Consider the following 23,436-nt stretch of genomic DNA (forward strand, 5'->3'; position numbering starts at 1 on the left):
CTCTTTTATTTTCGTATAATGATACTCATAGTATAATAAACATAATAATAAAGGACTGTTCGTATATATAAAATGAGGCGCTAATCAAATAGGCCCACAAGAACCGTCATGCTTTTTAGGAGAGGAGTATATTATGCTACAACGTCTGTTTCCAAAACTGCGATTCGCACTCGTTGCAGTCGTTTTATTATGGATAAAAACATATATTGTGTACAAGCTAGCGTTTGATATTAAAATTGATAATTTCTTTGAAGAATTTATGCTTTTTATGAATCCACTAGCTGCGTTACTTTTATTTTTCGGTTTTGCATTATTTGCATCTAAACACCGAAATCGCATTATAGTTGGAATTAGTTTTATACTGTCATTCATTTTATTTGGAAATGCAATGTTTTATGGGTTTTATAACGATTTCGTTACGTTCCCAGTATTATTTCAAACAAATAATATGGCTGATTTAGGGACGAGTATAAAAGAACTCTTTACGTATAAAACATTACTGTTATTTGCAGATGCGATCATCTTAATGTTTCTTTCGCGTAAATTCCCATCATTTTGCGACAAAACGCCGCTTTCTCGCTCTGAGAAGAGAACTTTCTTTAGCGGTGTAACAGCTCTATTAGCACTACAAATTGTTGTTTCCATTATTTATAAACCACAAATGTTCTCACGCTCGTTTGACCGTCAAACTGTCGTGAAAAATTTAGGTTTATACACATATCATCTATTTGATATTACACTGCAATCAAAATCTTCAGCTGAACGTGTATTTGCAAGTGGGGACGGATTCTCTGAAATTAAAAACTATACAGACTCAAAAGATAAGCAAGTTGATAAGAACTTATTTGGAGCTGCAAAAGGTAAAAATGTAATTTTGATTTCAATGGAATCTACACAAAGTTTTGTTATTAATAAAAAAATAAATGGAAAAGAAATTACTCCATTTTTAAATGAATTTATTAAAGATAGTTTTTATTTCGATAACTTCTATCATCAAACAGGGCAAGGTAAAACTTCTGATGCTGAATTTATCGTTGAAAATTCACTTTATCCGTTAGACCGCGGTTCTGTATTCTTTACTCATGCAACAAATGAATATACAGCTACACCAGAACAATTAAAGAAATACGGATATTCTTCTGCTGTCTTCCATTCAAACGATAAAACGTTTTGGAATCGTGATGTAATGTACCCTGCACTTGGATATGATCGTTACTTTAATTTAAGTGATTACGTAGGCACGGAACAAATGTCTGTCGGTTGGGGGTTAAAAGATAAAGAGTTCTTTGAACAATCTATTCCAAAGTTAAAATCTTTACCACAGCCGTTCTATACAAAATTCATTACTTTAACAAACCATTTTCCATTTCTTCTAAATCCAGAAGATCAATATGTTGATGAGTTTAATTCGGAAAGTGGCGTTGTAAACCGTTACTTCCCAACCGTTCGTTATACGGATGAAGCTCTTAAACAATTTATTAAACAATTAAAAGCAGAAGGACTGTATGACAACTCTGTTATTGTCATTTACGGAGATCATTACGGTATTTCTGAAAACCATAACGCAGCTATGGCTCAGTTCCTTGGGAAAGACGCTATTACACCATTTGATTCTATGCAATTACAACGCGTCCCTCTCATAATTCATGTACCTGGTCAAGAAGGAAAAGTCATTTCTAAAGTGTCTGGTCAAATTGATATTAAACCAACGCTACTTCATTTACTTGGTATTAAAACAAATAAATCAGTTGAATTTGGAACTGACTTATTTATTAAAGAAGAAGATCCACTTATGGTAATGCGTGATGGTAGCTTCGTTTCGGAAGATTATGTGTATACAAAAAACATGTGCTATAAACGAAACACAGGTGAAGAAGCAGACATCTCATTATGTCAACCGAATATTGAAAAAGCAAAAACAGAATTGAAACTTTCCGACAAACTCATTTATGGAGATTTGTTACGTTTCGATCCTAACAATCGGTATAAAACTGGAACTATGATAACGAACTTTGAATAATACAAGAAGAGGCTGTCCCAAAAAGTGCTTTTTAGCCAAAATCGAATAAAAAGTGAAGGGCAGAAATGTTAATTTTATAACGTTTCTGCCTTTTCAATTTCATGTGATCTTACTTCGAAAGAGACTTATGAGACAGCCCCTTCTTTTTTCACTTATTTTTCAAATCATTCTGATATGAAATCTTTCACAAATTGGGAATTTCTTTCGTGTGAAGAAGAAATTTATGGTATGATAAAATAAGTAAACTTTCATACACTAATTAAGAATTTATTACAGAAAGCAAGGGATCAGATTTTGTATAGAGCAGCTATTCCAAACTTATTTACGCTCGGAAATTTATATAGTGGATTCTTGTCAATCGGCTATGCATCTTTAGGATATTATAAATCAGCTGCTATTTTAGTACTTATCGGGATGATGTTAGATAGTCTTGATGGGCGTGTTGCTCGTTTATTACGTGTTGATTCACAAATGGGAAAAGAGCTTGACTCGCTTGCGGATGTCGTAACATTTGGTGCAGCACCTGCTGTTCTCATGTATTACACATCTTTCTCTAATTATGGAATCATCGGACTATACATAGCGGGGCTATTCCCTCTTTTCGGAGCATATCGTTTAGCACGATTTAATGTAACACCATCTTCTACTTCAATGAAATATTTCACTGGGGTACCGATTACAGCAGCGGGAGGGCTTGTTGCTTTCTTAACATTATTTTCACATACCATTCCAAAAATCGTTCTTATTACAGTATTTGTAACGTTCGCATTTTTAATGGTGAGCCGCATTCGTATCCCAAGTTTAAAAGATGTACCAATTCCACGATATAGCATCATTATTACACTATTTTTAGTGGGCATCATTATCACAATGTACCAAACAGGGTTCGGTAATTTTTCTGTTTTCTTATTCATTGCTATTCCACTATATATTTTGTACATGCTATCTCAATTCCTTAGACAAAGACCATCAAAAAGAGCAAATAAAGAAAAATAAAAAGAAACCTTCCGGAATCGGAAGGTTTCTTTTTATTTTGTAACGAATACTTTTTGATTAACAGGCGTTACAGCTTCTTCGCCATTTAATACAGCTAAAATATTTCTTACCGCCGTTTCGGCCATCGCATCACGCGTTTCGAATGTTGCATTTCCTACGTGAGGAGCAAGTACCACATTCTTTAATCCTTTTAGCTCTTCCGTAATTTTCGGCTCAAATTCAAACACGTCAAGAGCTGCCCCTTCAATTTCATTTGTTTTTAAAGCATGAGCAAGTGCCGCTTCATGCATAATTGGTCCACGTGAAGCATTTATAATATACGCTGTTTTCTTCATCATTTTGAACTGTTCTTCATCAATCATATGGTGCAATTTCGGATTATACGCACAGTTAATTGTAATAAAGTCTGCTGTTTGTAATAATTCTTCCAATGTTACATATGTTGCTTCCAGTTCACTTTCAGCTTCAGGCTTTCGATTTGGTCCTGTATATAAAACATTCATTCCAAACGCTTTCGCACGCTTTGCAACTGCCTTTCCGATTTCTCCAAGGCCGATAATTCCAATTGTCTTACCATGTACTTCGCGGCCTAAGAAAAATAACGGTGCCCATCCGTTAAATCCAGTTGTACGACATAGCGTATCACCTTCAGGAATTCTACGTGCCGCTGCTAAAAGAAGTGCAAATGTTAGTTCTGCGGTAGCTTCCGTTGATACTTTCGGTGTATTCGTTACCGCAATCCCCTTTTTTTCGGCATATGAGTAATCAATATTATCGTAACCAGCACCGTAGTTTGCAACAATCTTCAAATTAGGTGCCGCATCAATCACTTCTTTTGTCACCTTTGTAGAAAGTAGGCTTAACAATGCATCTTTGTCTTTTACACGCTCTGTTAATTCATCTAAAGAAATTAACTCCTCTTTATCGTACATTTCTACATCATGATCCTTTAATAGTTCTAATCCGATTGCTGGAATTTTCCCTGCTACTAATATTTTTGCCACTACTAACACCTCTTCTATAGAAAATAAGATCTCTCTTATCTTTCATTGTAAGAAATCCACATATAAAAACCAAGGAATTTGATTATAGTTTTGAAAATCGACACTTTTCCACAAAAAAAGAGGAGATGCAAGTCTCCCCCTCTTCTTATGCTTTTTCTTGCGATTGTTTTCCAAGCTTCACATCGATCGTTCCTTCTGCAACTGTATCACTAATTTGTTCCTCAATAACGGATTGAGATGTAGCATTCGTTTCAGAAGTATACGCTTGTTGCTGTGCACCTTGTACATTTTGCTTATTTTGCTGTTTCGACATTTCTTACCCTCCTTTTTATTCTTTCTTATTTTGAACAAAAAGATGGGTTTTCATGAAAAAATCGTGATCATTTTGAAATTGTTACTTCTTCTAGTAATCTCATCGTTCTAACTCGTTTCGTAAATGTAGCTAAGTGAGCAATATCATGATTACGTAACGTCTTTATATTCTCTTCCACATATTTTCCTAAATCATTCGGATAATGAGCATCTGAAGAGAGTGTAATCGGAACTTCGTGTTTAGCTAATACTTGTAAATATAGCGGACTCGGACACATTTCGCGCACAGGATAGCGATAGTACAATCCCGCATTTATTTCCGTTGCTGTATTTGTTTCTACTAATGCACGCGCAATTTTCTTATAATAAGAAAGTTGTTCATTCTCATCTAATCGATAATTAAATACTTTTATGTTGTCAAGATGAGCAATAATATCAAATAACTCAGAACGAACTGCGCACTCAACCGTTTTGAAAAACGTATCATATAAAACATATAAGTCATGTTCCTTAAAATATTCTTTCGTATCTGGATTATCAAATCCCCAGCCATTTAAAAAATGAACAGAACCAATTACATAATCAAAATCTCCTAATGCGAGTAAAGATTGTAATTGTTGTTCACCACCAATAAAATAATCTGCTTCAATTCCAAGTTTAAGCGTAACACCTCTTTTACTCCACCGTTCTTTCGCCTCTTCAATTGCCTTTGTAAAATCATGTAGTGAAGCTACCCTTACTTGGTCTAACCATTCCTTTTGTAAACGTCCAAGACCCGAATCACTAATATCAACATATTTTTCATAGTATTCTTTCGCTTCATAAAAACGATATAAATGATCGACAATACCAACTTCTTTTATCCCTTTTCGCAAAGCTTCTTCTAAATATAAATCAATCCATTTCATTGTAAATGGCCCTTCATTCACACGTCTTTGCAGGCGTTCTTGTGTTTTCACAAGCCATTCCATAGAATGTTTTTCTTCTTTTAGCGGTTCATAATGTTGTAATGATTCATTTATTTTAGCTAGCCATCCTATTGAATATGGCCCTTCTTCTAAATGAATGTGATAATCCACCTTCATACATATTCCCCCTATAATGTATCTATTTCTCTTCTGTCCCCTACTCTCGAAAGCTTCCCATTTCTTTCTGTCACTTCCTCCATAATATCTTCTAATGATATATTTTTTTCGGCTAATAAAACGAAGCAGTGATACATTACATCAACCATTTCTTTCACTAGCTCTTCGTTATCATTATTTTTGGATGCAATAATTACTTCTGTACATTCCTCACCAATTTTCTTTAAAATTTTATCTTCTCCTTTTGAAAACAAGTAATTTGTATATGATTCAGAAAGTGGATTTCTCTTTCGTTCTTTAATTGTTTCAAATAGTAATGTAAAGGCATTTTTCATATGTATCCCCCTATATAATTTTGTAATGAAAACATGTTTTTTCTCCCGTATGACATGCAGGTCCTACTTGCTTTACGACAACAACGATTGAATCTTGATCACAATCTAAATAAAGAGATTGCACATTTTGGACATTACCTGATGTTTCTCCTTTATTCCATAACGACCTTCTTGAACGAGAATAAAACCATGTTCTTTTCGTTTCTATTGTTTTTTCATATGCCTCTTCATTCATATAAGCTAGCATTAAAACTTCTTTTGTATCTTCTTCAATTACAACTGCTGGTAATAGTCCTTTTGAAAAGTTAGGTTTCATAGCCGCACCTCAACATTTGCATTTCTTAACTTTCTCTTTACGTCCCCTATTGTCGCCTCACCGTAATGAAAGATTGATGCCGCTAATGCTGCATCAACTGTTGTCTTTTGAAACACTTCTATAATGTGATCAGCATGACCGCATCCACCTGACGCGATGACAGGTACGGAAACACTTTTTGAAATTTCTTCTGTTAAACGAAGGTCATATCCGTTTTTCGTTCCGTCTGCATCCATACTCGTTAATAAAATTTCGCCTGCGCCTAGCTCTGTAACACGCTTTGCCCACCTGATTGCATCCATTCCTGTATCAACTCTTCCGCCGTTCACATATACATTCCACTTATCCTCCGCTACTTTTCTAGCATCAATTGCTACAACAATACATTGTGAGCCAAAATGCTCTGCCCCTTCTTCGATTAATTTTGGATTTCGCACTGTTGCTGAGTTAATTGAAACTTTATCTGCTCCAGCTCTTAGTAAATTGTACATATCTTTCACACTTGAAATTCCTCCTCCAACTGTAAGAGGAATAAATACTTTTGAAGCCGTTTTTTCTACAACATCTATAATCGTTTTTCGTCCTTCATGCGTTGCCGTAATATCTAAAAATACTATTTCATCTGCTCCCGCATCATTATATAAAGCTGCTATTTCAACAGGATCACCGACATCTTGTAACCCTATAAAATTTACCCCCTTTACGACTCGCCCTTCTTTCACATCTAGACATGGAATAATGCGTTTCGCTAACATAACTTTGTTACCTCTAGCACTTCTTCTAAATCAATCGTTTTCTCGTAAAGAGCCTTACCAATTATGACGCCGTATATATTCATATCATTTAACTTTTTCACATCTTGTATAGATGCAATTCCTCCAGAAGCAATAAGTCGAGTAGAAACGCTTTTTTGTAGTAACTCCAATTGTTCTATATTCGGTCCTGCAAGTGTCCCGTCTTTCGAAATGTCTGTAAATACAATCGTTTGAACACCTACATTCTCCATTTGTTTTGCTAAATCAATGTAAGAAATTTCAGACATATCAAGCCAGCCTCTCGTTGCTACGAAACCATTTTTCGCATCAATTCCGACGATGATTTTTTCTTTATATAGAAAAACTGCTTCTTCTAAAAATGGCTTATCATAAAGAGCAGCTGTTCCTAAAATCACTTTATCTACCCCTACTGAAAATAATTTCTCTACGGCTACAAGTGATCGAATTCCTCCGCCAACTTGCACTGGAATACGTACTGCCTTGCAAATTCTTTCAATGACGGACAAGTTTAACGACTCACCAGCAACTGCACCATCTAAATCAACAATGTGCAACCGTTTCGCTCCAAAATTTTCAAATATAATCGCTTGCGCAACCGGATCTTCATTCATTACTGTTTCTTTACTAAATTCTCCTTGATACAGTCTAACGCATCGTCCCTTTTTTAAATCGATAGCTGGGAAGATTTCCATGATTCTACCACTCCTTTAAAATTTTTCAACATTTGCATTCCTATGTCACCACTTTTTTCAGGATGAAACTGTGCACCATATATATTTCCTTTTGCTACAAAACCAGGTACTTTCACTCCATATTCACTTATTCCATATACAATTTCATTTGGACAATCTGCGTAATAAGAGTGGACATAATATACGAAAGAACCGTCCTCTACTCCATTCCAAAGCGCTATTTCTCCTTCTTTCTTTAACTCATTCCATCCCATATGAGGAATTTTATAAGGAACCTTTAACTTTCGAATAACGCCTGGCAATAAACTTAACCCGTTACAGTCTTGTAGTTCCTCACTTTTTTCAAATAAAAGCTGCATTCCTAGACAAATACCTAGAAGTGGTTTTCTGGAACGCCCAATTTCTTGTAACACACGTACTAAATCTTTTTCCTCCAATACATCCATCGCTTTTGGAAATGCACCTACTCCTGGTAAAATCACTCCATCACTTCTAAAAATCTCTTCTTTATCACTCGTTACGATATACGCTGCTCCAATATACTTTAATGCTTGTTCTACACTACGAATGTTTCCCATTCCATAATCTATAATGGCAATCAATTACAACATCCCTTTCGTTGAATTTACACCAGTAATATTGGCATTTCTTTCAACTGCTTCTCTAAGCGCTCTACCAAACGCTTTAAATAACGCTTCAATTTTGTGATGTGTATTGCTTCCGTATAAAATACGAGCATGTAATGTAATATTGGCAGCATGAGCAACTGCTCTAAAAAATTCTTCCGTTAGTTCTGTATCAAAATCCCCAAGCTTCGGATTCGTTAATTCTCCTTGAAATACAATATATGAGCGTCCACTTATATCAATTGCAACAAAGCCTAAAGACTCATCCATCGGTACATATGCTGAGCCGTACCTGTTAATCCCCTCTTTACTGTGCAATGCTTCTTTCAAACAATTTCCGAGTACAATCCCAACATCCTCAACTGTATGATGTGCATCAACGAATACATCCCCTTCTACCTCCACTTGCAAACCGAATCTTCCATGCCTTGCAAATAAAGTTAGCATATGATCAAAAAAACCAACTCCCGTTTGTACAGAAACGTTCTTCCCATCATCAAGCTGTAAACTTAATTTTATTTTTGTCTCTGTCGTCTCACGTATTTGACTAGACTCCCGCATTATTCTTCCTCCCCAAATCTTATTTGAATTGCTCTCGCATGCGCATGTAGCCCTTCTTTATTGGCAAGTTCTACAATATGATGTTTTACATCTCTTAATGCTTCCTCCGTATAAGATAGAAAACTTGATTTTTTCACAAAATCATCGACTGATAACGGCGAGAAAAACCTTGCCGTTCCACTTGTCGGTAATACGTGATTCGGTCCTGCTAAATAATCCCCGAGTGGTTCTGGTGCATATGGTCCAAGAAAGATAGATCCTGCATGTTTCACATAAGCTAGAGCATTCATCGGTTCTTTTATATGTAACTCTAAATGTTCCGGGGCAATTTCATTCGATAACTTTAGCGCCTCATCTAAAGAAGGAACGATAAAAATGGCTCCATTTCTCTTTATTGATTCACGTGCAATTTCGCTTCTTGGTAATGTTTCTAACTGCCTTTCTATCTCTTTTTCTACTTCTTTTGCTAATTCTATATTCGTTGTAATACAAATTGCTGTCGCTCTCTCGTCATGTTCTGCTTGTGATAATAAATCAGCAGCAATATATTTTGCATTGCCAGTTTCATCTGCAATAACTACAATTTCTGACGGTCCAGCAATCATATCGATATTTACTATTCCATATACTTCTCGTTTCGCTAAAGCGACGTACAAATTTCCTGGTCCAACTATTTTATCCACTTTCGGAATCGATTCCGTCCCGTATGCTAAAGCAGCAATTGCTTGCGCACCACCTATCGTATAAATTTCATCTACTCCTGCAAGGCTTGCAGCAACTAAAATATGCGGATCAATTCCTACTGCTCTTGGCGGTGTTACCATTACAATCTTTTTCACACCAGCGAGCTTTGCTGGCAATACATTCATTAATACTGACGAAGGATACGAAGCAGTTCCGCCTGGAACATATACTCCTACATTCTCTAACGGCCGAATGATTTGTCCTCTAATGATGCCTTTACTCGCGCAATCGAACATCGATTGTCTTTTTTGCTTTTCATGGTACGAAATAATGTTTTTCTTCGCCTCTTGTAACGCTTCTAAAAATGAATTCTCTACAAACATACTCGCTCGTTTTATTTCTTCTTCACTTACACGAAACTCTTTAATCTTTACACCATCAAACTTTTTTGTATAAAAAGATAAGGCATCATCCCTACTCTCCCTTACATTTTGAACGATTTCACTTACACTTCTTTGAACAGTTTCTTCTATTATATTGGCATTTTCTCGTAGTAATTTTATTTTCGATAAAGCCTTTTGAAAATCTTCAAAAACGATCTCCATTACAAGTCCCCCTATTTTCCTGACAAAATTTCTTGCTCCATCACATTTATAATACTGAATATTTCATCTTTTTTAGTTTTTAATGCAGCCTTATTTACAATCATTCGAGCAGATATAGAATACATTTCCTCAAATACAATGAGTCCATTTTCTTGTAATGTTTTTCCTGTTTCAACAATATCAACAATCGCATCTGCCAATCCAAGAATAGGAGCAATTTCTACAGAACCTTCTATTTTAATAATTTCTACATCCTCTCCTTTATTATGAAAATAGTTAGAAGTAATATGTGGATATTTCGTCGCAATACGTTTCTTCCGGTAGCTCTTCGGATTATACGTAGGAATAGAAGCGACACAAAACTTACACACGCCTACTCCTAAATCTAACATTTCATAAATATCTTTCTCGTTTTCCATTAAAATATCTTTTCCAACGACTCCGATATCCGCTACTCCATGTTCTACATAAGTAGCAACATCTACTGCTTTCACTAAAATAAATGAGATGTCCGTATTTTTACTTTGAAAGACCAGTTTTCTTCCTTTATTTTTGAGCTCTGAACAATCAATTCCAATCTGCTCAAAGAGCGGAATCACATGTTTTTCTAATCTCCCTTTCGTTAACGCAATTTGAATGTTACGCATGAAGTTTCTCCTTCTTTCTGGATGACCCATTTCTCTTTCCATACATATTCCACTAACGATTCGTTCTTTGCCTCAACGACCGTTACGATTTGATTTTTTCTTGCAAATTGAAAGGTGTCATTTAAATTAGAAAATAAAGATATCTCTACTTTTTTCCCGTCCTTTTGAAGTAAATTTCGTAACCGTTCCGCTTCTGCTAATCTATTTAACTCATAATGAATCATAATATCTATTCTCTTTCGTTCATATGGCTCTTGCTGCTCTTGCAGCGCCTTTACAATTTGATTAACTTGCACCGCGAGTCCAACAGCCGGCAACATTTCTCCAAAATTTCCAATTAACTCATCATATCTTCCGCCACTAACAATTTCTTCCCCAATTTCATATATATACCCTTTGAAAATAACACCTGTATAATAGTCCAAATGTTGAATCATACCTAAATCAATGGATATGTACGATCCATAGCCTAGCTTGTCAATTGCTTCATATATTTCTTTCACTCTGGCAATGGCCATTTTCATTTCATTACTGGAGGCGAGTTTTTCTGCTTCCTCAATTACTTCTAAATTCCCAAATAACCTTGGTAATTTCTCTAGTAAACTTACTGTTTCATCACATCGATCTAATTTCTTTTCTCTAATAAAATTTGATAGAGCAGCATAATTTTTACTTTCAATATATGTTCTAAGAGCTTTCTCTTCTTCCTCATGAATGGAGAGCTTTTTGACAATACATTTATATAACTGTACTTGCCCAATCTCTATTGTAAAAGATTGCACCTTCAACTTTTGAAGTGATTGAATGACGCTTATAACACATTCAATTTCAGCTCTTACATTATCAATACCGATAACTTCAATACCACTTTGTACAATCTCATTATATTTTCCAGCAAGGGACTCATTCGCTCGAAATACATTTCCGCTATATGTTACTTTAAGTGGCGTATCACACCTCTGTGTTCCCATCACTCTCGCTAAAGGAATTGTCATATCTGGACGCAATACGATAATCCGTCCCTTTTCATCAAAAAATTTATACATCTTTTCTTCATCTATCGGCCTGCTTTGAAAGGCGAACACATCATAAAATTCAATTGTTGGTGTCCTTATTTCTTCATAACCTCTCTCTAAAAAAGTACGCCTTAATTTTTGCTCCACTTCTTCAATTAACGTACATTCTTCGAATAAATAATCTCTCGTTCCATTTGGATTTGCCCGTTTCCATTTTGTCATCGAAATTCTCACACCTTTCCCTTTCTAATGTATGCTTATTTCATGCACCTAAACCGAAAATAAAAAGAGCCTTGTAGATAAAATATACCTACAAGGCTCTTTCGTAGCGTGTAGGTACAACGGGAATAACCCTTGCACCTACACGTTTTCACGCTAGGTTCAAGGGCTTTATGTATGATGATGTAGTTGTGTAAGCATTTTAATAGATTGCATTGTTTTCATAATACTTACTCCCTTTCTCCTCTAATTTTTACATAGTATATAACACTTAATTCTGAATGTAAATACATTTTAAAAATTCCGTTATCTTTTAATATACAGCTACCCTTCTTTCATACTCTTTTATTTCTTGTTCATATTGCATTGTAATACTAATTTCATCTAAACCATTTAATAATTTCTCTTTCCACATTTTTTCGATTGTAAAATGAAACCTGTGCGTACTCGTTGTAATGACTTCATTCTCTAAATCTACTTCTATTTGTTCTCTTGCATCCGTTTTGGCAAGCTTTTCTCGCATTTCTTTATCCATTACAATTGGTAACATACCATTCTTCATACAATTCATATAAAAAATATCTGCAAACCCTCCCGCAATAATTACGCGAAAACCATAATCAGCAAGTGCCCAAGGTGCATGTTCTCTTGAAGAACCACATCCAAAATTATCACCTGTAATTAATATACTTGCCCCTTTTCTTTCGTGTGCATTAAGCGGGAAATTAGGGTTTTCTTGTCGTTCATTATCATATCGCCACTCATCAAATAAATATTTTCCAAATCCCGTCCTTTCAATTCTCTTTAAATATTGCTTCGGAATAATTTGATCTGTATCAATGTTATCATTCATAAGTACTGCGGCAGTACCTTTATGAATACGAAATGGCTCCATCATAACTCTCCTTTCTAGTATCAACAAAATGCCCATATAACGCAGCTGCTGCCGCCATTGCTGGGCTAACTAAATGTGTTCGTGCCCCTTTTCCTTGTCTTCCTTCAAAATTTCGATTTGAAGTGGAAGCGCAATGCTCTCCTTCAGGTACTTGATCTGGATTCATTCCAAGACACATGGAACATCCAGGTTCTCTCCATTCAAATCCTGCTTCTTCAAATATGCGGTGCAGTCCTTTTTGCATCGCTGCTTCCCTTACTCTTTTCGATCCAGGCACAACAAGGGCTCGCACACCTTCTTTTACCTTTCTCCCTTTCACAACAGCTGCAGCAATTTCTAAATCAGAGAGCCTGGAATTTGTACAAGATCCAATGAAGACATGCTGAACTGGAATGTCATACGTACTTTGTCCAGGGCTTAATCCCATATAAGAAAATGCTCTTTCGTCATTTACATCATGTTTTTCTGGCAATTTCTCATCAATACGAACTCCCATACTCGGATTTGTTCCCCACGTAACGTATGGCGCTAAATCTGTAACATCTATCGAAATATGTAAATCATAAATTGCATCTGCATCTGTATAAAGTTCAGACCATTTCTTCTCGAAAGTTTCATAGTCTCTCGGTGCATATTTACGTCCTTTTACATAAGCAACTGTTTTTTCATCTGGCGCGATAATACCTGCTTTTGCTCCTCCTTCAATCGCCATATTACAAAGCGTCATTCTCTCTTCCATCTCCATAGCCTGAATCGTCTCTCCGTAAAATTCCATTACGTATCCAGTTCCAACTGCTACACCGTACTTTGAAAGGAGATGCAAAATAATATCTTTTGCGTAAACACCTTTCTTTAATTTTCCTTTTAGTTCAATTCCCATCGCTTTCGGTTTTCTTTGCCACAGCGTTTGCGTTGCCAATACATGTTCCACTTCACTCGTACCAATACCAAACGCTAGCGCACCAAACGCACCGTGCGTCGCTGTATGACTATCACCACAAACAATTGTTTTTCCTGGCTGCGTGAGCCCAAGTTCTGGCCCTATAACATGAACGATCCCTTGTTCTTCATCTCCGATATCCGCTAACGGCACCTGAAATTGTTTACAATTTTCCCGAAGTGTATCTAGTTGCTGCTTCGCAATGCGATCGGTAATATTCCAAACATCTTTCGTTGGAATATTATGATCCATCGTTGCGAACGTTAAATCTGGTCTGCGTACCGTTCGATTTGTAAGCCGCAAGCCTTCAAAGGCTTGCGGTGACGTTACTTCATGAACAAGGTGCAGATCGATATATAATAAATCTAATCCATTTTCATTTGTCGCAACTACGTGTCTTTCCCAAAGTTTATCTAGCAACCTTTTCCCCATTATCTTCCTCTCCCTACTAGTGCTTGCTCTTCCATTTCTTGCATTACTGCCTTCGTAAATGAAGTTGTCGTTTCAGTCCCCCCGATATCTGCTGTACATTTTCCTAATTTAAGGACTGCTGAAATCGCTTCTTCAATTGCACACCCTTCTCTCGTTAATCCGAACGATTGCCCAAGCATCATCGCAACAGAGCGCATCATCGCAATTGGATTTGCCTTATTTTTCCCGGCAATATCCGGTGCTGATCCGTGAATAGGCTCGTATAGCGAAGGGCCCTTTTCCGCGTGACTTGCTGACGGAAGCATTCCTAATGATCCAGCTAATACGGAAGCTTCGTCACTTAAAATATCCCCAAATAAATTTTCTGTTACAATTACATCAAACCGTCCTGGATTCCGAATTAACTCCATAGCAGCTGCATCTACTAAAATATGTTCTAGTTCAACATCTGGATAACGAAGTGCTACTTCTTCTGTTACAGTTCTCCATAGTTTACTAGATTCTAAAACATTCGCCTTATCAATAGATGTTACTTTTTTCTTCCGTTTACTTGCTAATTGAAAAGCATAAGAAACGATACGTTCAATTTCATGGCGATGATACGTAAGTGTATCCGTTGCTACTTCGTCGGTTCGTTCTTTCGGATAAGAAAAATAAATCCCACCTGTTAATTCACGAACGACAACGAAATCAATTTCATCAGCCTTTTTTAATGGCGATAAATGTGCCGTTGCACTTTCTACCGTTACAGGGCGAACGTTCGCAAATACACCGAGCCCTTTTCTTAAAGCTAATAATCCTTTCTCTGGTCTTTCTTTCGCACTATCCCACCTTGGTCCACCAACTGCTCCTAGTAAAACCGCATCACTTGCTAAACAAGCGGCAAGCGTTCGTTGTGGTAATGGTTGCCCATTTAAATCGATAGCACTCCCGCCGAAGTACTCATCTTGCAAATGAAAATGATGACCATATAACCTTTCTACCATATGCAATACTTCCTTCGCACTTTCCATAACTTCCGGTCCAACCCCATCACCAGCTAAACAAACGATACGTTTTTCCAATTTCAACACCTCTTTTAACTGAATTTTCAGAACTTTAATTTGATAGGTGAGAATAGCCCCTCTCACCTATCAAACACTTATTTCACAAGCTGGATAAAAGATTTCAATTTCCCCGCTGCGTGGACATATGCTCTTGCCGACGCTTCCAATACGTCTTGCGCAACACCAAAACCTGATACTTGATGTGCTCCTTCTTTTAATTCAACATGAACATGAGCCAGTGCATCTTGACCTTGTGTAATGGATTGTATGCGATAATCCGCCAATTCACATTCTAATCCTAAAATTCTTTGGATTGCATTATAAATTGCTTCAATACTACCAGAGCCAGTAGCTGCATCTTCGAATACATTTCCTTCCTCATCTTTTAGTACAACTGTCGCACATTGTGTACTATTTGATACGAAATGTACTTGCAGTTGCGTAATATTATATTGCTGAGCCGCAAATGCTGCTTCACCAAGCATAAGTGCTCGTAAATCTTCCTCCGTAATTTCCTTCTTACGATCAGCTAATTTTTTAAACGCTTCAAACACTGCATCTCGTTCTTCCTTTGTAAATTCATAGCCAAGCTCTTTCATTTTTTCTGTAAACGCGTGACGTCCAGAATGTTTTCCAAGTACAAATAAGTTTTGAGATTCGCCTACTAACTCTGGTTCAATAATTTCATACGTTGTCACTTCTTTTAATACACCATCTTGATGAATTCCGGATTCATGAGCGAATGCATTCGCTCCCACGATTGCTTTATTTTTCGGTACAACCATACCTGTTAATCTGCTTACTAATGTACTTGTCGCTTTAATTTCTTTTAGCGTCATAGAAGGCTCTGCTTGATAGAAATCTTTTCTAATATGAAGAGCAACTGCAACCTCTTCTAACGCCGCATTCCCTGCTCTTTCACCAATTCCATTAATTGTTCCCTCTACTTGCAATGCTCCCCCTTCAACTGCAGCTAACGAATTTGCTACAGCCATTCCAAGGTCATCGTGACAATGACAAGAGAAAATTGCTTTTTCATATGAAGGAACGGATTCTTGTAAGTACTTAAAAAGAGAATAATATTCTTCTGGATTCGTATATCCAACTGTATCTGGAATGTTAATTACATTGGCTCCTGCACGAATCGCAACTTCTACTGCCTCAGCTAAAAAATCTCTTGCTGTTCTTGTAGCATCTTCTGCAGAAAATTGTACTGTTGGAAATAATGATTTTCCAAGTGTAACAGAACGATGAATACTATCTAACACATCCTCTTTTGACATACAAAGTTTATATTTCATATGAATATCACTCGTAGCTAAAAATACGTGTAAACGGGGAGATACCGCACCTTTCACAGCTTCATATGCTCTTCGAATATCGCTTTCTTTCGCTCTAGCTAAACTCATAACTGTAGCATTTTGAATTGTATTTGCGATACGTTTTACCGATTGAAAATCCCCTTCGGAAGCTGCTGCAAAGCCAGCTTCCATAACATGAATCCCTAGTCTTTCTAATTGCCTTGCAATTTGCAATTTCTCTTGTTCATTTAAATTCACTCCTGGTGATTGTTCGCCATCACGTAGCGTCGTATCCATGAACAAAATCTGCTTCATATTATTTCATCCCTACCTTTACTCGCGGCTGTACGAAAGGCATCATTTCACGTAATTTACGTCCAACTACTTCGATTTCGTGTTCATTCTCTTTCTCATTTGTCGCATGGAAATTCGGTCTTCCTGCTTTATGCTCTGCAATCCAACCTCTTGCAAATGTACCATCTTGAATTTCTGCTAGCACTGTACCCATCGCTTTCTTCGTATCTTCCGTTACAACGCGTGGCCCTGATACGAAGTCGCCCCACTGCGCTGTATCTGAAACTGAATATCTCATATTTTCAAGTCCACCTTCATACATAAGATCAACAATAAGTTTCAGTTCATGTAAACATTCAAAATATGCAAGTTCCGGCTGATATCCCGCATCAACTAACGTTTCAAATCCAGCTTTTACTAGCGCAGTTACTCCGCCGCAAAGTACAGCTTGCTCTCCAAATAAGTCTGTTTCTGTTTCTTCTTTAAATGTCGTTTCTAATACACCAGCTCTCGTCGCTCCAATTCCATCGGCATAAGAAAGTGCCTTTTCAGTCGCAACTCCTGTTGCATCTTGGTATACTGCAAATAATGCAGGAACAGCTCCTCCTTCAGCAAACGTACGACGAACTAAATGTCCCGGCCCTTTTGGTGCTACTAAAAATACATCTACATTCGCTGGTGGTTTCACTTGATCAAAGTGAACATTAAATCCGTGTGCAAAAACGAGAGAATTTCCTGCCTGTAAATTTGGCGCAATTTCCGCTTCATATACTTCTGGTTGCAGTTCATCTGGCAGTAAAATCATTACTACATCAGCCTGCTTTGCTGCTTCTGCTACTGTATATACAGAAAATCCATCTTCTTTCGCTTTATCCCAAGACTTCCCTTTTCTTAAACCTACTACTACATCAAATCCGTTATCACGTAAATTTTGCGCATGCGCATGACCTTGCGAGCCATATCCAATGATTGCTACTTTCTTTTCCTTTAATACATTTACCGTTACATCTTTTTCATAATAAACTTTTGCCATTTTCATTTCCCCCTATATTTAAATGATTATTGAATTAACATAACTTGCTTATCTTGTTTTTTCATACTACGCGTAAAAGCTGTTACACCTGTTCTTGCAATTTCTTTCAAACCGTATGGACGAAGTAATTCAATTAATGCTTCTACTTTCTCCTGTGTACCTGTTACTTGCACAACTATGGAATCCTTCCCAACATCTATTACAGCGGCTCGAAACGGTTCAATTAAACTGTATAATTCTGCTCTTGCTACTGATGTTGCTACTTTAATAAGTGCGAGTTCTCTTGCAATCATCGCTTCTTCTGTAATATCTGATACTTTCAAAACATCAATTTGCTTATGAAGTTGTTTAATTAACTGCTCTACTTGCTGTTCATTTTCAACGTGTACAACAATCGTCATCCGCGATATGTCCGATGATTCCGTATGACCTACTGAAATACTTTCAATATTAAAATGTCTTCGTGTCATAACACCTGTAATTCGGTTTAACACACCACTTTGATTTCGAACTGTTGCTGTAACAATTCTCTTCACCTTTTTTCCACTCCCTCCATTTGGTGAACACCTTTCCCGGGCGCAACCATCGGCATTACCTTTTCTGATTGAAGTACACGGCAATCAATTACAACTGGCTCTTGTAATTGAATTGCATGCTGCAATTGTTTCTTTGCAAGAAGTGGATCATCTATGCGAACCCCTTTTATGCCATACGCATTCGCAAGAGCAACGAAATCTGGTTGACACGATAGTAAAGAGTGCGAATATCTTTTGTTATAAAATTCATCTTGCCATTGTCTTACCATCCCTAAAGCTTCATTATTTAAAATAAATACTTTAACAGGTAAAGAGTGTTCTTTTAACACACTTAATTCTTGCAGAGTCATTTGAAATCCAGCGTCACCAACAATTGCAATAACTAATTCATCAGGCTTTGCAATTTGGGCACCAATTGCTGCTGGAAATCCGAAGCCCATCGTTCCTAGTCCTCCTGAAGTTACCCATTTATCTGGATTTTTCAGCGGATAATATTGGGCTGCCCACATTTGATGTTGCCCCACATCTGTCGTTACAATCGCTTCTCCCTTCGTAATTTCATATAACATATCAATTGCATATTGAGGCTTAATACTTTCAGAATTTCGTTTATAAGAGAATGGATACTTTTCTTTTCTATTCTTTAATAAAGAGATCCACTCATGATGATTTTCTTTGCTTCCTTCTGGTTGAAGTAATACTTGGAGCGCTTGCTTAGCACTTGCAACAATAGGAATTTCAGTCGGTACATTTTTTCCGATTTCTGCTGGATCAATATCGATATGCGCGACAGTCGCCTCTTTCGCAAAATAAGCTAAATTTCCAGTAAGACGATCATCGAATCTAGCGCCTATATTAATGAGTAAGTCGCATTCATATAACGCCATATTAGCTGTGTAAGAACCATGCATTCCTCCCATCCCTAGAAAAAGCTCTTCATCTGGCGGAAAGCCACCAAGACCAAGTAATGTATGCACAACAGGAATTTCGTATTTACGAGCAAAACTTGTTAATTCTTTCGAAGCTTTCGCATGCAATACACCTGCTCCAGCTAAAATTAATGGCTTGTTTGCAACCATAATTGCTTGTAATAATTTGTTTATTTGAAGTAGATTCGGTTCATAATTCGGGTTGTATCCTGGTAAATCCATTTGCGCATCACTACATCGTTCGCCTTGCTCTACTACCATATCTTTCGGAAGGTCAATAACGACTGGCCCTGGTCTTCCTGTTCTAGCAATATGAAATGCTTCTTTAATAATTCGAGGTAAATCTGAAGCCTTTCGCACTTGATAATTATGTTTTGTCACCGGCATCGTAAGCCCCATAATATCGGCTTCTTGGAAAGCATCACTTCCAATTAACGTTGTCGCTACTTGCCCTGTGAATACAACAAGTGGTAACGAATCAATCATCGCATCTGCTAGACCAGTAATCACATTTGTAGCACCCGGTCCACTCGTTGCAATGACAACCCCTGGATTGCCAGTAATTCTGGCATACCCTTCAGCAGCGTGAATAGCACCTTGTTCATGCCTTGTTAAAATATGCGGAATTTCACAGTCATAGAGTGCATCATAAAGAGGTAAAACAGCACCACCAGGATAACCGAAAATCACTTCTACTCCTTCCTTTTCTAGCGCTTCTAACAATAGCTGTGCACCAGTTGCCAGTTTCTCTTCCGTTTTTGAAGACATTGTTCTTATAAGCCCCCTTTTAAAAACTTTTATCAATAAAAAAAATCCTACGTCCACACTCCAGCTATGTGCTGAAGGGACGAAAGATTTCGCGGTACCACCCTTCTTTGCAAGAATACTCTTGCCTCAGTGACCCATAAATGAGTCTAGCTAATAACGGAGCTACCGTCTAAGCCTAGACAAATGCTTCAGCTTAGCACTCAAGGGCGATGTTCGTCGACGTGAACCATCGGTTTCCAGCAACCACCGACTCTCTGTGAGGCTTCACAATCAACTACTCCTCCCTATCAACGCTTTCTTATGTTATAAAAAGTTGTTATCCAACTTTATTTTCTTCGTAAATTTTCTCTCCATCTTCTATAACTAACTTTCGGAATTCCTCTAATAAACGATTCGTATGTGGACCCGTTTGCCCTAAACCAATCGTTCTACCATCTACTGTCGTAACAGCAATTACTTCAGCTGCTGTTCCTGTTAAAAATACTTCATCAGCTACATATACGTCATGTCTTGTAAATAACTCTTCTCTAACGTCATATCCAAGTTTTTCACCAATTTCTAAAATAGCGTTTCGTGTAATACCTTCTAACGCTCCAGCAGAACTTGGTGGTGTAATTAATTTATTTCCTTTTACAATAAATACGTTATCTCCTGAGCCTTCAGCTACGTATCCTTGATCATTTAACATAAGCGCTTCTTGTACTCCAGCCAATTTCGCTTCGATGCGAACTAAAATATTGTTTAAGTAATTTAAAGATTTTACTTGAGGCGACAATACATCTGGACGGTTTCGGCGCGTTGCAACTGTTACAACTGGAATCCCTTTTTCATAATATTCTTGCGGGAATAAAGATAGTTGCTCTGCAATTACTACTACATTCGGTTTTTTACAAGAATCAGGATCTAACCCAAGATTTCCTGCTCCTCTCGATACAACTAGGCGAATGTATCCATTAGATAATCTATTTTGTCGAATCGTCTCAACAACAATATTCGTTACTTCATCTAAAGAATATGGAATTTCTAACATGATGGATTTTGCTGATTCATATAACCGGACAAGATGCTCTCTCAAACGGAAAACATTACCGCTATAGACTCTAATTCCTTCAAATACTCCATCTCCATATAAATAACCATGATCATATACTGATACTTTTGCCTCGTCTTTTGGAACAAATTCTCCATTTAAGAAAATCCATTGCTCGTTCACTGGAAAGCGCCTCCTATGTTCTATGAATTTTTTATTGTTTCCTAGTTTACTCTCCTTTCTAAATAAATCAAGTGAATTTTTAGAAAATTTATAATTTTTATTCGTACGTACATCTTTAATTATATTGATTTAACAACATTGTTAACGTTTACAAAAAGTCGAAAAATTTTTTTCGTCAATTTCCATTAAAAAAATATTTGCTTAAAAGAAGGATTTTCGTCAATTGATACGAATCTATTGTATTCAATAAACGGACGTCCGTTTTTATAAATTCGGGAATATACAACGACTTTTGCTGAAAAAGGGGGAAATAGTAAAAATAACGCTGTCTAAAAATAACATTCATATTTTCCATTTCGGAATCATAATCCTATTTTAAAAAAACAATTTGTCAAAATGAAGGAGGAAATCAATATGGCGTGTGTACAAATTAAAGGAACGAGACAAGAGGTAGTAGAAATGCTTCAACTATTTGATCTAATGGATACGAAAGGTTTTTGTAAATTCGATAATTATGTAGAGGTAGAACCAAATAATAAAAAACATAACAATTTTATTGCTTCCATCGACATCCATTCAAATACTTCTTCCGCCCAAGATACTTTAAACGATCAATTCGTAAGCCAAATGCTTACTGGTGTATATAACGACTAAACAAATAAAGTGAAATTTTAATCAGTGGGGGTTTTCTTCATCCCCCACCTAACTTCTTTGCTTTCGCTGCATTTTGAGGTGGGGGTCTTACTGCCCATTAAAGTCGGCTAAATGTATCCTACCATCTTTCATAAATATATGCGATGTACTTGAGCATACTAGCAACTAGATGGTAGGAGGTGAGAATTATGGCTAGAATCGGTGTTGAAAACTCGCTAACAGATGTTCAGCAAGCTCTTAAGCAACAAGGACATGAAGTCGTTCCCCTTAACTCCGAACAGGATGCACAAGGATGCGACTGTTGCGTTGTAACTGGGCAAGATTCTAATATGATGGGTATTGCAGATGCATCAATTAAGGGTTCAGTAATTACAGCTCATGGTTTAACAACGGATGAAATTTGTCAACAAGTTGAAAGTCGCACTTAAAAAATGAAAGAGGACCCCTTTTGAAAAGGAGTCCTCTTTTTTATATTCACCTAACGGGAAAGTAACATATACTGGATGAAAGCCCTACCTCTCTCTCATCATTACGGTTCCACTGACCGCTCCTTGATTCACTAGTATACCTATAAAGCCTATAATTATAATTTATAGGGTTTGTTCACAAAAGTTGTTGGTAAGATTACCCGATCTTTCGCAAACTTTTCGTATTATATTTATAAGATTTATTTACTTTACACTAGCTGTAACCGAGACACGAATTAAAATTTTAACATCAATACGATAACTTGTCAACATTTTTTACAAATTTAAAACAGACAGTAACGGTTTGTCTGTTTTAGAATGGAGCTTTTTCTTTTATTACATATACAACAAAGCCGCTTACTAACATACATAAGCCAACTACTAAGTTTTTGATATTAATCATAAATTCCTCTCCCTTATTCCACACATCATATATATTTACAGTTCATTTATTCCGATCATCATAAAGCACACTTGTTCTAATATATCATAATTCCTAAAAAATGCAAGTTCACTTTTGACGATTATTTACAAATTTATCTACAGTGCTTGGTACAGTATTTAAAGCCTTCTCAATTAAATGTGTACTACTATTGAGGTGCAATACTTGCACACCGTTAGAACCAACTACTAAAAAAGCAACTGGGCTAATAGAAACCCCAGCCCCGCTCCCGCCTCCAAATGGATGACTTTGTTTGTGCTCTTTATGTTGCCCTTGTCCGTTCTTATGTTTTTCGGAAATAAAATCACCTTTAAAATCACTTCCGCCAGCTCCAAAACCAAAGGCCACTTGAGATACTGTTAATACTACATTTCCGTCAGCTGTTGAAACCGGGCTGCCAACAATTGTATTTACATCTACCATCTCTTTTAAATTTGTCATTGCTGTTTTCATTAAATTTTCAATTGGATGTTCCATTATGTATTGCACCCTTTCCTCATTATTCTTTTTTATACTTTCCAAAATAGAGGAAGTCATACTAACTTTTCCTATTTCAAAAAAACAATCTTCACCTTTTAAATGGATATTACTC

Annotated in this window: 26 protein-coding genes, 1 pseudogene and 1 other annotated feature; of the genes and pseudogenes, 4 read left to right on the forward strand and 23 right to left on the reverse strand. The window is 36.8% G+C overall.

Going from position 1 to position 23,436, the window contains the following annotated elements; all coding sequences use genetic code 11:
• The first annotated feature begins 133 nt into the window (after window positions 1–133).
• Both FH036_RS21320 and pssA read left to right on the forward strand, forming a co-directional pair.
• Window positions 134–2,020, forward strand: a complete 1,887-nt coding sequence (locus FH036_RS21320; protein ID WP_000941731.1) for an LTA synthase family protein — start codon at window positions 134–136, stop codon at window positions 2,018–2,020.
• A gap of 294 nt (window positions 2,021–2,314) precedes the next feature.
• Window positions 2,315–3,016 carry a CDP-diacylglycerol--serine O-phosphatidyltransferase gene (pssA, locus tag FH036_RS21325; RefSeq protein ID WP_000285422.1) on the forward strand — a complete coding sequence of 234 codons (702 nt, stop codon included), beginning with the start codon at window positions 2,315–2,317 and terminating at the stop codon, window positions 3,014–3,016.
• 32 nt (window positions 3,017–3,048) lie between these two features.
• Here pssA and FH036_RS21330 read toward each other — a convergent pair whose 3' ends face one another.
• The 21 genes and pseudogenes from FH036_RS21330 to FH036_RS27670 form a co-directional block, all read right to left on the reverse strand.
• Window positions 3,049–4,020 carry an NAD(P)-dependent oxidoreductase gene (locus FH036_RS21330; protein ID WP_001062823.1) on the reverse strand — a complete coding sequence of 324 codons (972 nt, stop codon included), beginning with the start codon at window positions 4,018–4,020 and terminating at the stop codon, window positions 3,049–3,051.
• 145 nt (window positions 4,021–4,165) lie between these two features.
• Window positions 4,166–4,333, reverse strand: a complete 168-nt coding sequence (locus FH036_RS21335; RefSeq protein ID WP_000043572.1) for a YozQ family protein — start codon at window positions 4,331–4,333, stop codon at window positions 4,166–4,168.
• 67 nt (window positions 4,334–4,400) lie between these two features.
• Window positions 4,401–5,417: a histidinol phosphate phosphatase domain-containing protein gene (locus FH036_RS21340; protein WP_044793713.1), complete on the reverse strand. Its 1,017-nt coding sequence runs from the start codon at window positions 5,415–5,417 to the stop codon at window positions 4,401–4,403.
• A gap of 11 nt (window positions 5,418–5,428) precedes the next feature.
• Window positions 5,429–5,752: a phosphoribosyl-ATP diphosphatase gene (hisE, locus tag FH036_RS21345; protein ID WP_000786132.1), complete on the reverse strand. Its 324-nt coding sequence runs from the start codon at window positions 5,750–5,752 to the stop codon at window positions 5,429–5,431.
• 10 nt (window positions 5,753–5,762) lie between these two features.
• Window positions 5,763–6,068 (reverse strand): phosphoribosyl-AMP cyclohydrolase, encoded by a 306-nt coding sequence (gene hisI / locus FH036_RS21350; RefSeq protein WP_044793714.1) that lies wholly within the window; start codon window positions 6,066–6,068, stop codon window positions 5,763–5,765.
• Window positions 6,065–6,823, reverse strand: coding sequence for an imidazoleglycerol phosphate synthase cyclase subunit (gene hisF, locus FH036_RS21355; RefSeq protein WP_000880093.1), 759 nt, complete (start codon window positions 6,821–6,823; stop codon window positions 6,065–6,067). The genes hisI and hisF overlap by 4 nt, the downstream gene beginning before the upstream one ends.
• Window positions 6,817–7,536, reverse strand: a complete 720-nt coding sequence (gene hisA / locus FH036_RS21360) for a 1-(5-phosphoribosyl)-5-[(5-phosphoribosylamino)methylideneamino]imidazole-4-carboxamide isomerase (RefSeq protein ID WP_000402314.1) — start codon at window positions 7,534–7,536, stop codon at window positions 6,817–6,819. The genes hisF and hisA overlap by 7 nt, the downstream gene beginning before the upstream one ends.
• The gene (gene hisH / locus FH036_RS21365; RefSeq protein ID WP_070805583.1) at window positions 7,509–8,138 is read right to left on the reverse strand and encodes an imidazole glycerol phosphate synthase subunit HisH; all 630 of its coding nucleotides are present in this window, start codon (window positions 8,136–8,138) and stop codon (window positions 7,509–7,511) included. The genes hisA and hisH overlap by 28 nt, the downstream gene beginning before the upstream one ends.
• Window positions 8,139–8,723, reverse strand: a complete 585-nt coding sequence (gene hisB / locus FH036_RS21370) for an imidazoleglycerol-phosphate dehydratase HisB (RefSeq protein ID WP_070805582.1) — start codon at window positions 8,721–8,723, stop codon at window positions 8,139–8,141.
• Window positions 8,723–10,012: a histidinol dehydrogenase gene (gene hisD / locus FH036_RS21375; RefSeq protein ID WP_139896207.1), complete on the reverse strand. Its 1,290-nt coding sequence runs from the start codon at window positions 10,010–10,012 to the stop codon at window positions 8,723–8,725. The genes hisB and hisD overlap by 1 nt, the downstream gene beginning before the upstream one ends.
• Window positions 10,013–10,023: 11 nt before the next feature.
• Complete coding sequence (hisG, locus tag FH036_RS21380) at window positions 10,024–10,659, reverse strand: ATP phosphoribosyltransferase (RefSeq protein ID WP_001244480.1); 636 nt, start codon at window positions 10,657–10,659, stop codon at window positions 10,024–10,026.
• Window positions 10,635–11,897 (reverse strand): ATP phosphoribosyltransferase regulatory subunit, encoded by a 1,263-nt coding sequence (gene hisZ, locus FH036_RS21385; RefSeq protein WP_139896208.1) that lies wholly within the window; start codon window positions 11,895–11,897, stop codon window positions 10,635–10,637. Before hisZ ends, hisG begins: the two co-directional genes overlap by 25 nt.
• 310 nt (window positions 11,898–12,207) lie before the next feature.
• Entirely contained in the window at window positions 12,208–12,789 is a 582-nt protein-coding gene (leuD, locus tag FH036_RS21390) for a 3-isopropylmalate dehydratase small subunit (protein ID WP_070805579.1), read from the reverse strand.
• Window positions 12,767–14,161 carry a 3-isopropylmalate dehydratase large subunit gene (leuC, locus tag FH036_RS21395; RefSeq protein WP_139896209.1) on the reverse strand — a complete coding sequence of 465 codons (1,395 nt, stop codon included), beginning with the start codon at window positions 14,159–14,161 and terminating at the stop codon, window positions 12,767–12,769. The genes leuD and leuC overlap by 23 nt, the downstream gene beginning before the upstream one ends.
• On the reverse strand, window positions 14,161–15,225 hold the full coding sequence (leuB, locus tag FH036_RS21400) for a 3-isopropylmalate dehydrogenase (protein WP_000415369.1): 1,065 nt from the start codon (window positions 15,223–15,225) through the stop codon (window positions 14,161–14,163). The genes leuC and leuB overlap by 1 nt, the downstream gene beginning before the upstream one ends.
• Before the next feature lie 77 nt (window positions 15,226–15,302).
• Entirely contained in the window at window positions 15,303–16,823 is a 1,521-nt protein-coding gene (gene leuA, locus FH036_RS21405) for a 2-isopropylmalate synthase (RefSeq protein WP_139896210.1), read from the reverse strand.
• Window position 16,824: 1 nt separating this feature from the next.
• Complete coding sequence (gene ilvC / locus FH036_RS21410) at window positions 16,825–17,835, reverse strand: ketol-acid reductoisomerase (protein ID WP_001151733.1); 1,011 nt, start codon at window positions 17,833–17,835, stop codon at window positions 16,825–16,827.
• Window positions 17,836–17,861: 26 nt separating this feature from the next.
• Entirely contained in the window at window positions 17,862–18,371 is a 510-nt protein-coding gene (gene ilvN / locus FH036_RS21415) for an acetolactate synthase small subunit (RefSeq protein ID WP_000822948.1), read from the reverse strand.
• Window positions 18,368–20,068: an acetolactate synthase large subunit gene (gene ilvB / locus FH036_RS21420; protein WP_000095844.1), complete on the reverse strand. Its 1,701-nt coding sequence runs from the start codon at window positions 20,066–20,068 to the stop codon at window positions 18,368–18,370. The genes ilvN and ilvB overlap by 4 nt, the downstream gene beginning before the upstream one ends.
• Window positions 20,069–20,140: 72 nt before the next feature.
• Window positions 20,141–20,368: a binding site (T-box leader), on the reverse strand.
• Between the two features lie 16 nt (window positions 20,369–20,384).
• Window positions 20,385–21,281 (reverse strand): branched-chain-amino-acid transaminase, encoded by an 897-nt coding sequence (ilvE, locus tag FH036_RS21425; protein ID WP_139896211.1) that lies wholly within the window; start codon window positions 21,279–21,281, stop codon window positions 20,385–20,387.
• A 141-nt stretch (window positions 21,282–21,422) separates the two neighbouring features.
• A pseudogene (locus FH036_RS27670) lies at window positions 21,423–21,636 on the reverse strand (hypothetical protein).
• A 59-nt stretch (window positions 21,637–21,695) separates the two neighbouring features.
• Between FH036_RS27670 and FH036_RS21430 the strand changes: the two are divergent.
• On the forward strand, window positions 21,696–21,935 hold the full coding sequence (locus FH036_RS21430; protein WP_000752509.1) for a DUF3911 family protein: 240 nt from the start codon (window positions 21,696–21,698) through the stop codon (window positions 21,933–21,935).
• A gap of 188 nt (window positions 21,936–22,123) precedes the next feature.
• Window positions 22,124–22,363, forward strand: a complete 240-nt coding sequence (locus tag FH036_RS21435; RefSeq protein ID WP_000101003.1) for a YkuS family protein — start codon at window positions 22,124–22,126, stop codon at window positions 22,361–22,363.
• Between the two features lie 352 nt (window positions 22,364–22,715).
• On the opposite strand, the gene FH036_RS21440 is transcribed toward FH036_RS21435, so the two are convergent.
• Window positions 22,716–22,805: a hypothetical protein gene (locus FH036_RS21440; protein ID WP_000608225.1), complete on the reverse strand. Its 90-nt coding sequence runs from the start codon at window positions 22,803–22,805 to the stop codon at window positions 22,716–22,718.
• Window positions 22,806–22,913: 108 nt separating this feature from the next.
• Window positions 22,914–23,381, reverse strand: coding sequence for a GerW family sporulation protein (gene ytfJ / locus FH036_RS21445; RefSeq protein WP_002071000.1), 468 nt, complete (start codon window positions 23,379–23,381; stop codon window positions 22,914–22,916).
• Between the last annotated feature and the right edge of the window lie 55 nt (window positions 23,382–23,436).

The sequence above is a fragment of the Bacillus sp. CD3-5 genome (assembly GCF_006349665.1).
In the GTDB taxonomy this organism is placed as follows: Bacteria; Bacillota; Bacilli; order Bacillales; family Bacillaceae_G; genus Bacillus_A; species Bacillus_A paranthracis.

Coding starts and splice junctions, on each gene's coding strand:
- FH036_RS21320 (WP_000941731.1), top strand. CDS start 134: ATGCTACAACGTCTGTTTCCAAAACTGCGATTCGCACTCGTTGCAGTC.
- FH036_RS21335 (WP_000043572.1), bottom strand. CDS start 4,333: ATGTCGAAACAGCAAAATAAGCAAAATGTACAAGGTGCACAGCAACAA.
- FH036_RS21340 (WP_044793713.1), bottom strand. CDS start 5,417: ATGAAGGTGGATTATCACATTCATTTAGAAGAAGGGCCATATTCAATA.
- hisE (WP_000786132.1), bottom strand. CDS start 5,752: ATGAAAAATGCCTTTACATTACTATTTGAAACAATTAAAGAACGAAAG.
- hisI (WP_044793714.1), bottom strand. CDS start 6,068: ATGAAACCTAACTTTTCAAAAGGACTATTACCAGCAGTTGTAATTGAA.
- hisF (WP_000880093.1), bottom strand. CDS start 6,823: ATGTTAGCGAAACGCATTATTCCATGTCTAGATGTGAAAGAAGGGCGA.
- hisA (WP_000402314.1), bottom strand. CDS start 7,536: ATGGAAATCTTCCCAGCTATCGATTTAAAAAAGGGACGATGCGTTAGA.
- hisB (WP_070805582.1), bottom strand. CDS start 8,723: ATGCGGGAGTCTAGTCAAATACGTGAGACGACAGAGACAAAAATAAAA.
- hisD (WP_139896207.1), bottom strand. CDS start 10,012: ATGGAGATCGTTTTTGAAGATTTTCAAAAGGCTTTATCGAAAATAAAA.
- hisG (WP_001244480.1), bottom strand. CDS start 10,659: ATGCGTAACATTCAAATTGCGTTAACGAAAGGGAGATTAGAAAAACAT.
- hisZ (WP_139896208.1), bottom strand. CDS start 11,897: ATGACAAAATGGAAACGGGCAAATCCAAATGGAACGAGAGATTATTTA.
- leuD (WP_070805579.1), bottom strand. CDS start 12,789: ATGGAGCCATTTCGTATTCATAAAGGTACTGCCGCAGTACTTATGAAT.
- leuC (WP_139896209.1), bottom strand. CDS start 14,161: ATGGGGAAAAGGTTGCTAGATAAACTTTGGGAAAGACACGTAGTTGCG.
- leuA (WP_139896210.1), bottom strand. CDS start 16,823: ATGAAGCAGATTTTGTTCATGGATACGACGCTACGTGATGGCGAACAA.
- ilvC (WP_001151733.1), bottom strand. CDS start 17,835: ATGGCAAAAGTTTATTATGAAAAAGATGTAACGGTAAATGTATTAAAG.
- ilvB (WP_000095844.1), bottom strand. CDS start 20,068: ATGTCTTCAAAAACGGAAGAGAAACTGGCAACTGGTGCACAGCTATTG.
- FH036_RS21430 (WP_000752509.1), top strand. CDS start 21,696: ATGGCGTGTGTACAAATTAAAGGAACGAGACAAGAGGTAGTAGAAATG.
- FH036_RS21435 (WP_000101003.1), top strand. CDS start 22,124: ATGGCTAGAATCGGTGTTGAAAACTCGCTAACAGATGTTCAGCAAGCT.
- FH036_RS21440 (WP_000608225.1), bottom strand. CDS start 22,805: ATGATTAATATCAAAAACTTAGTAGTTGGCTTATGTATGTTAGTAAGC.
- ytfJ (WP_002071000.1), bottom strand. CDS start 23,381: ATGACTTCCTCTATTTTGGAAAGTATAAAAAAGAATAATGAGGAAAGG.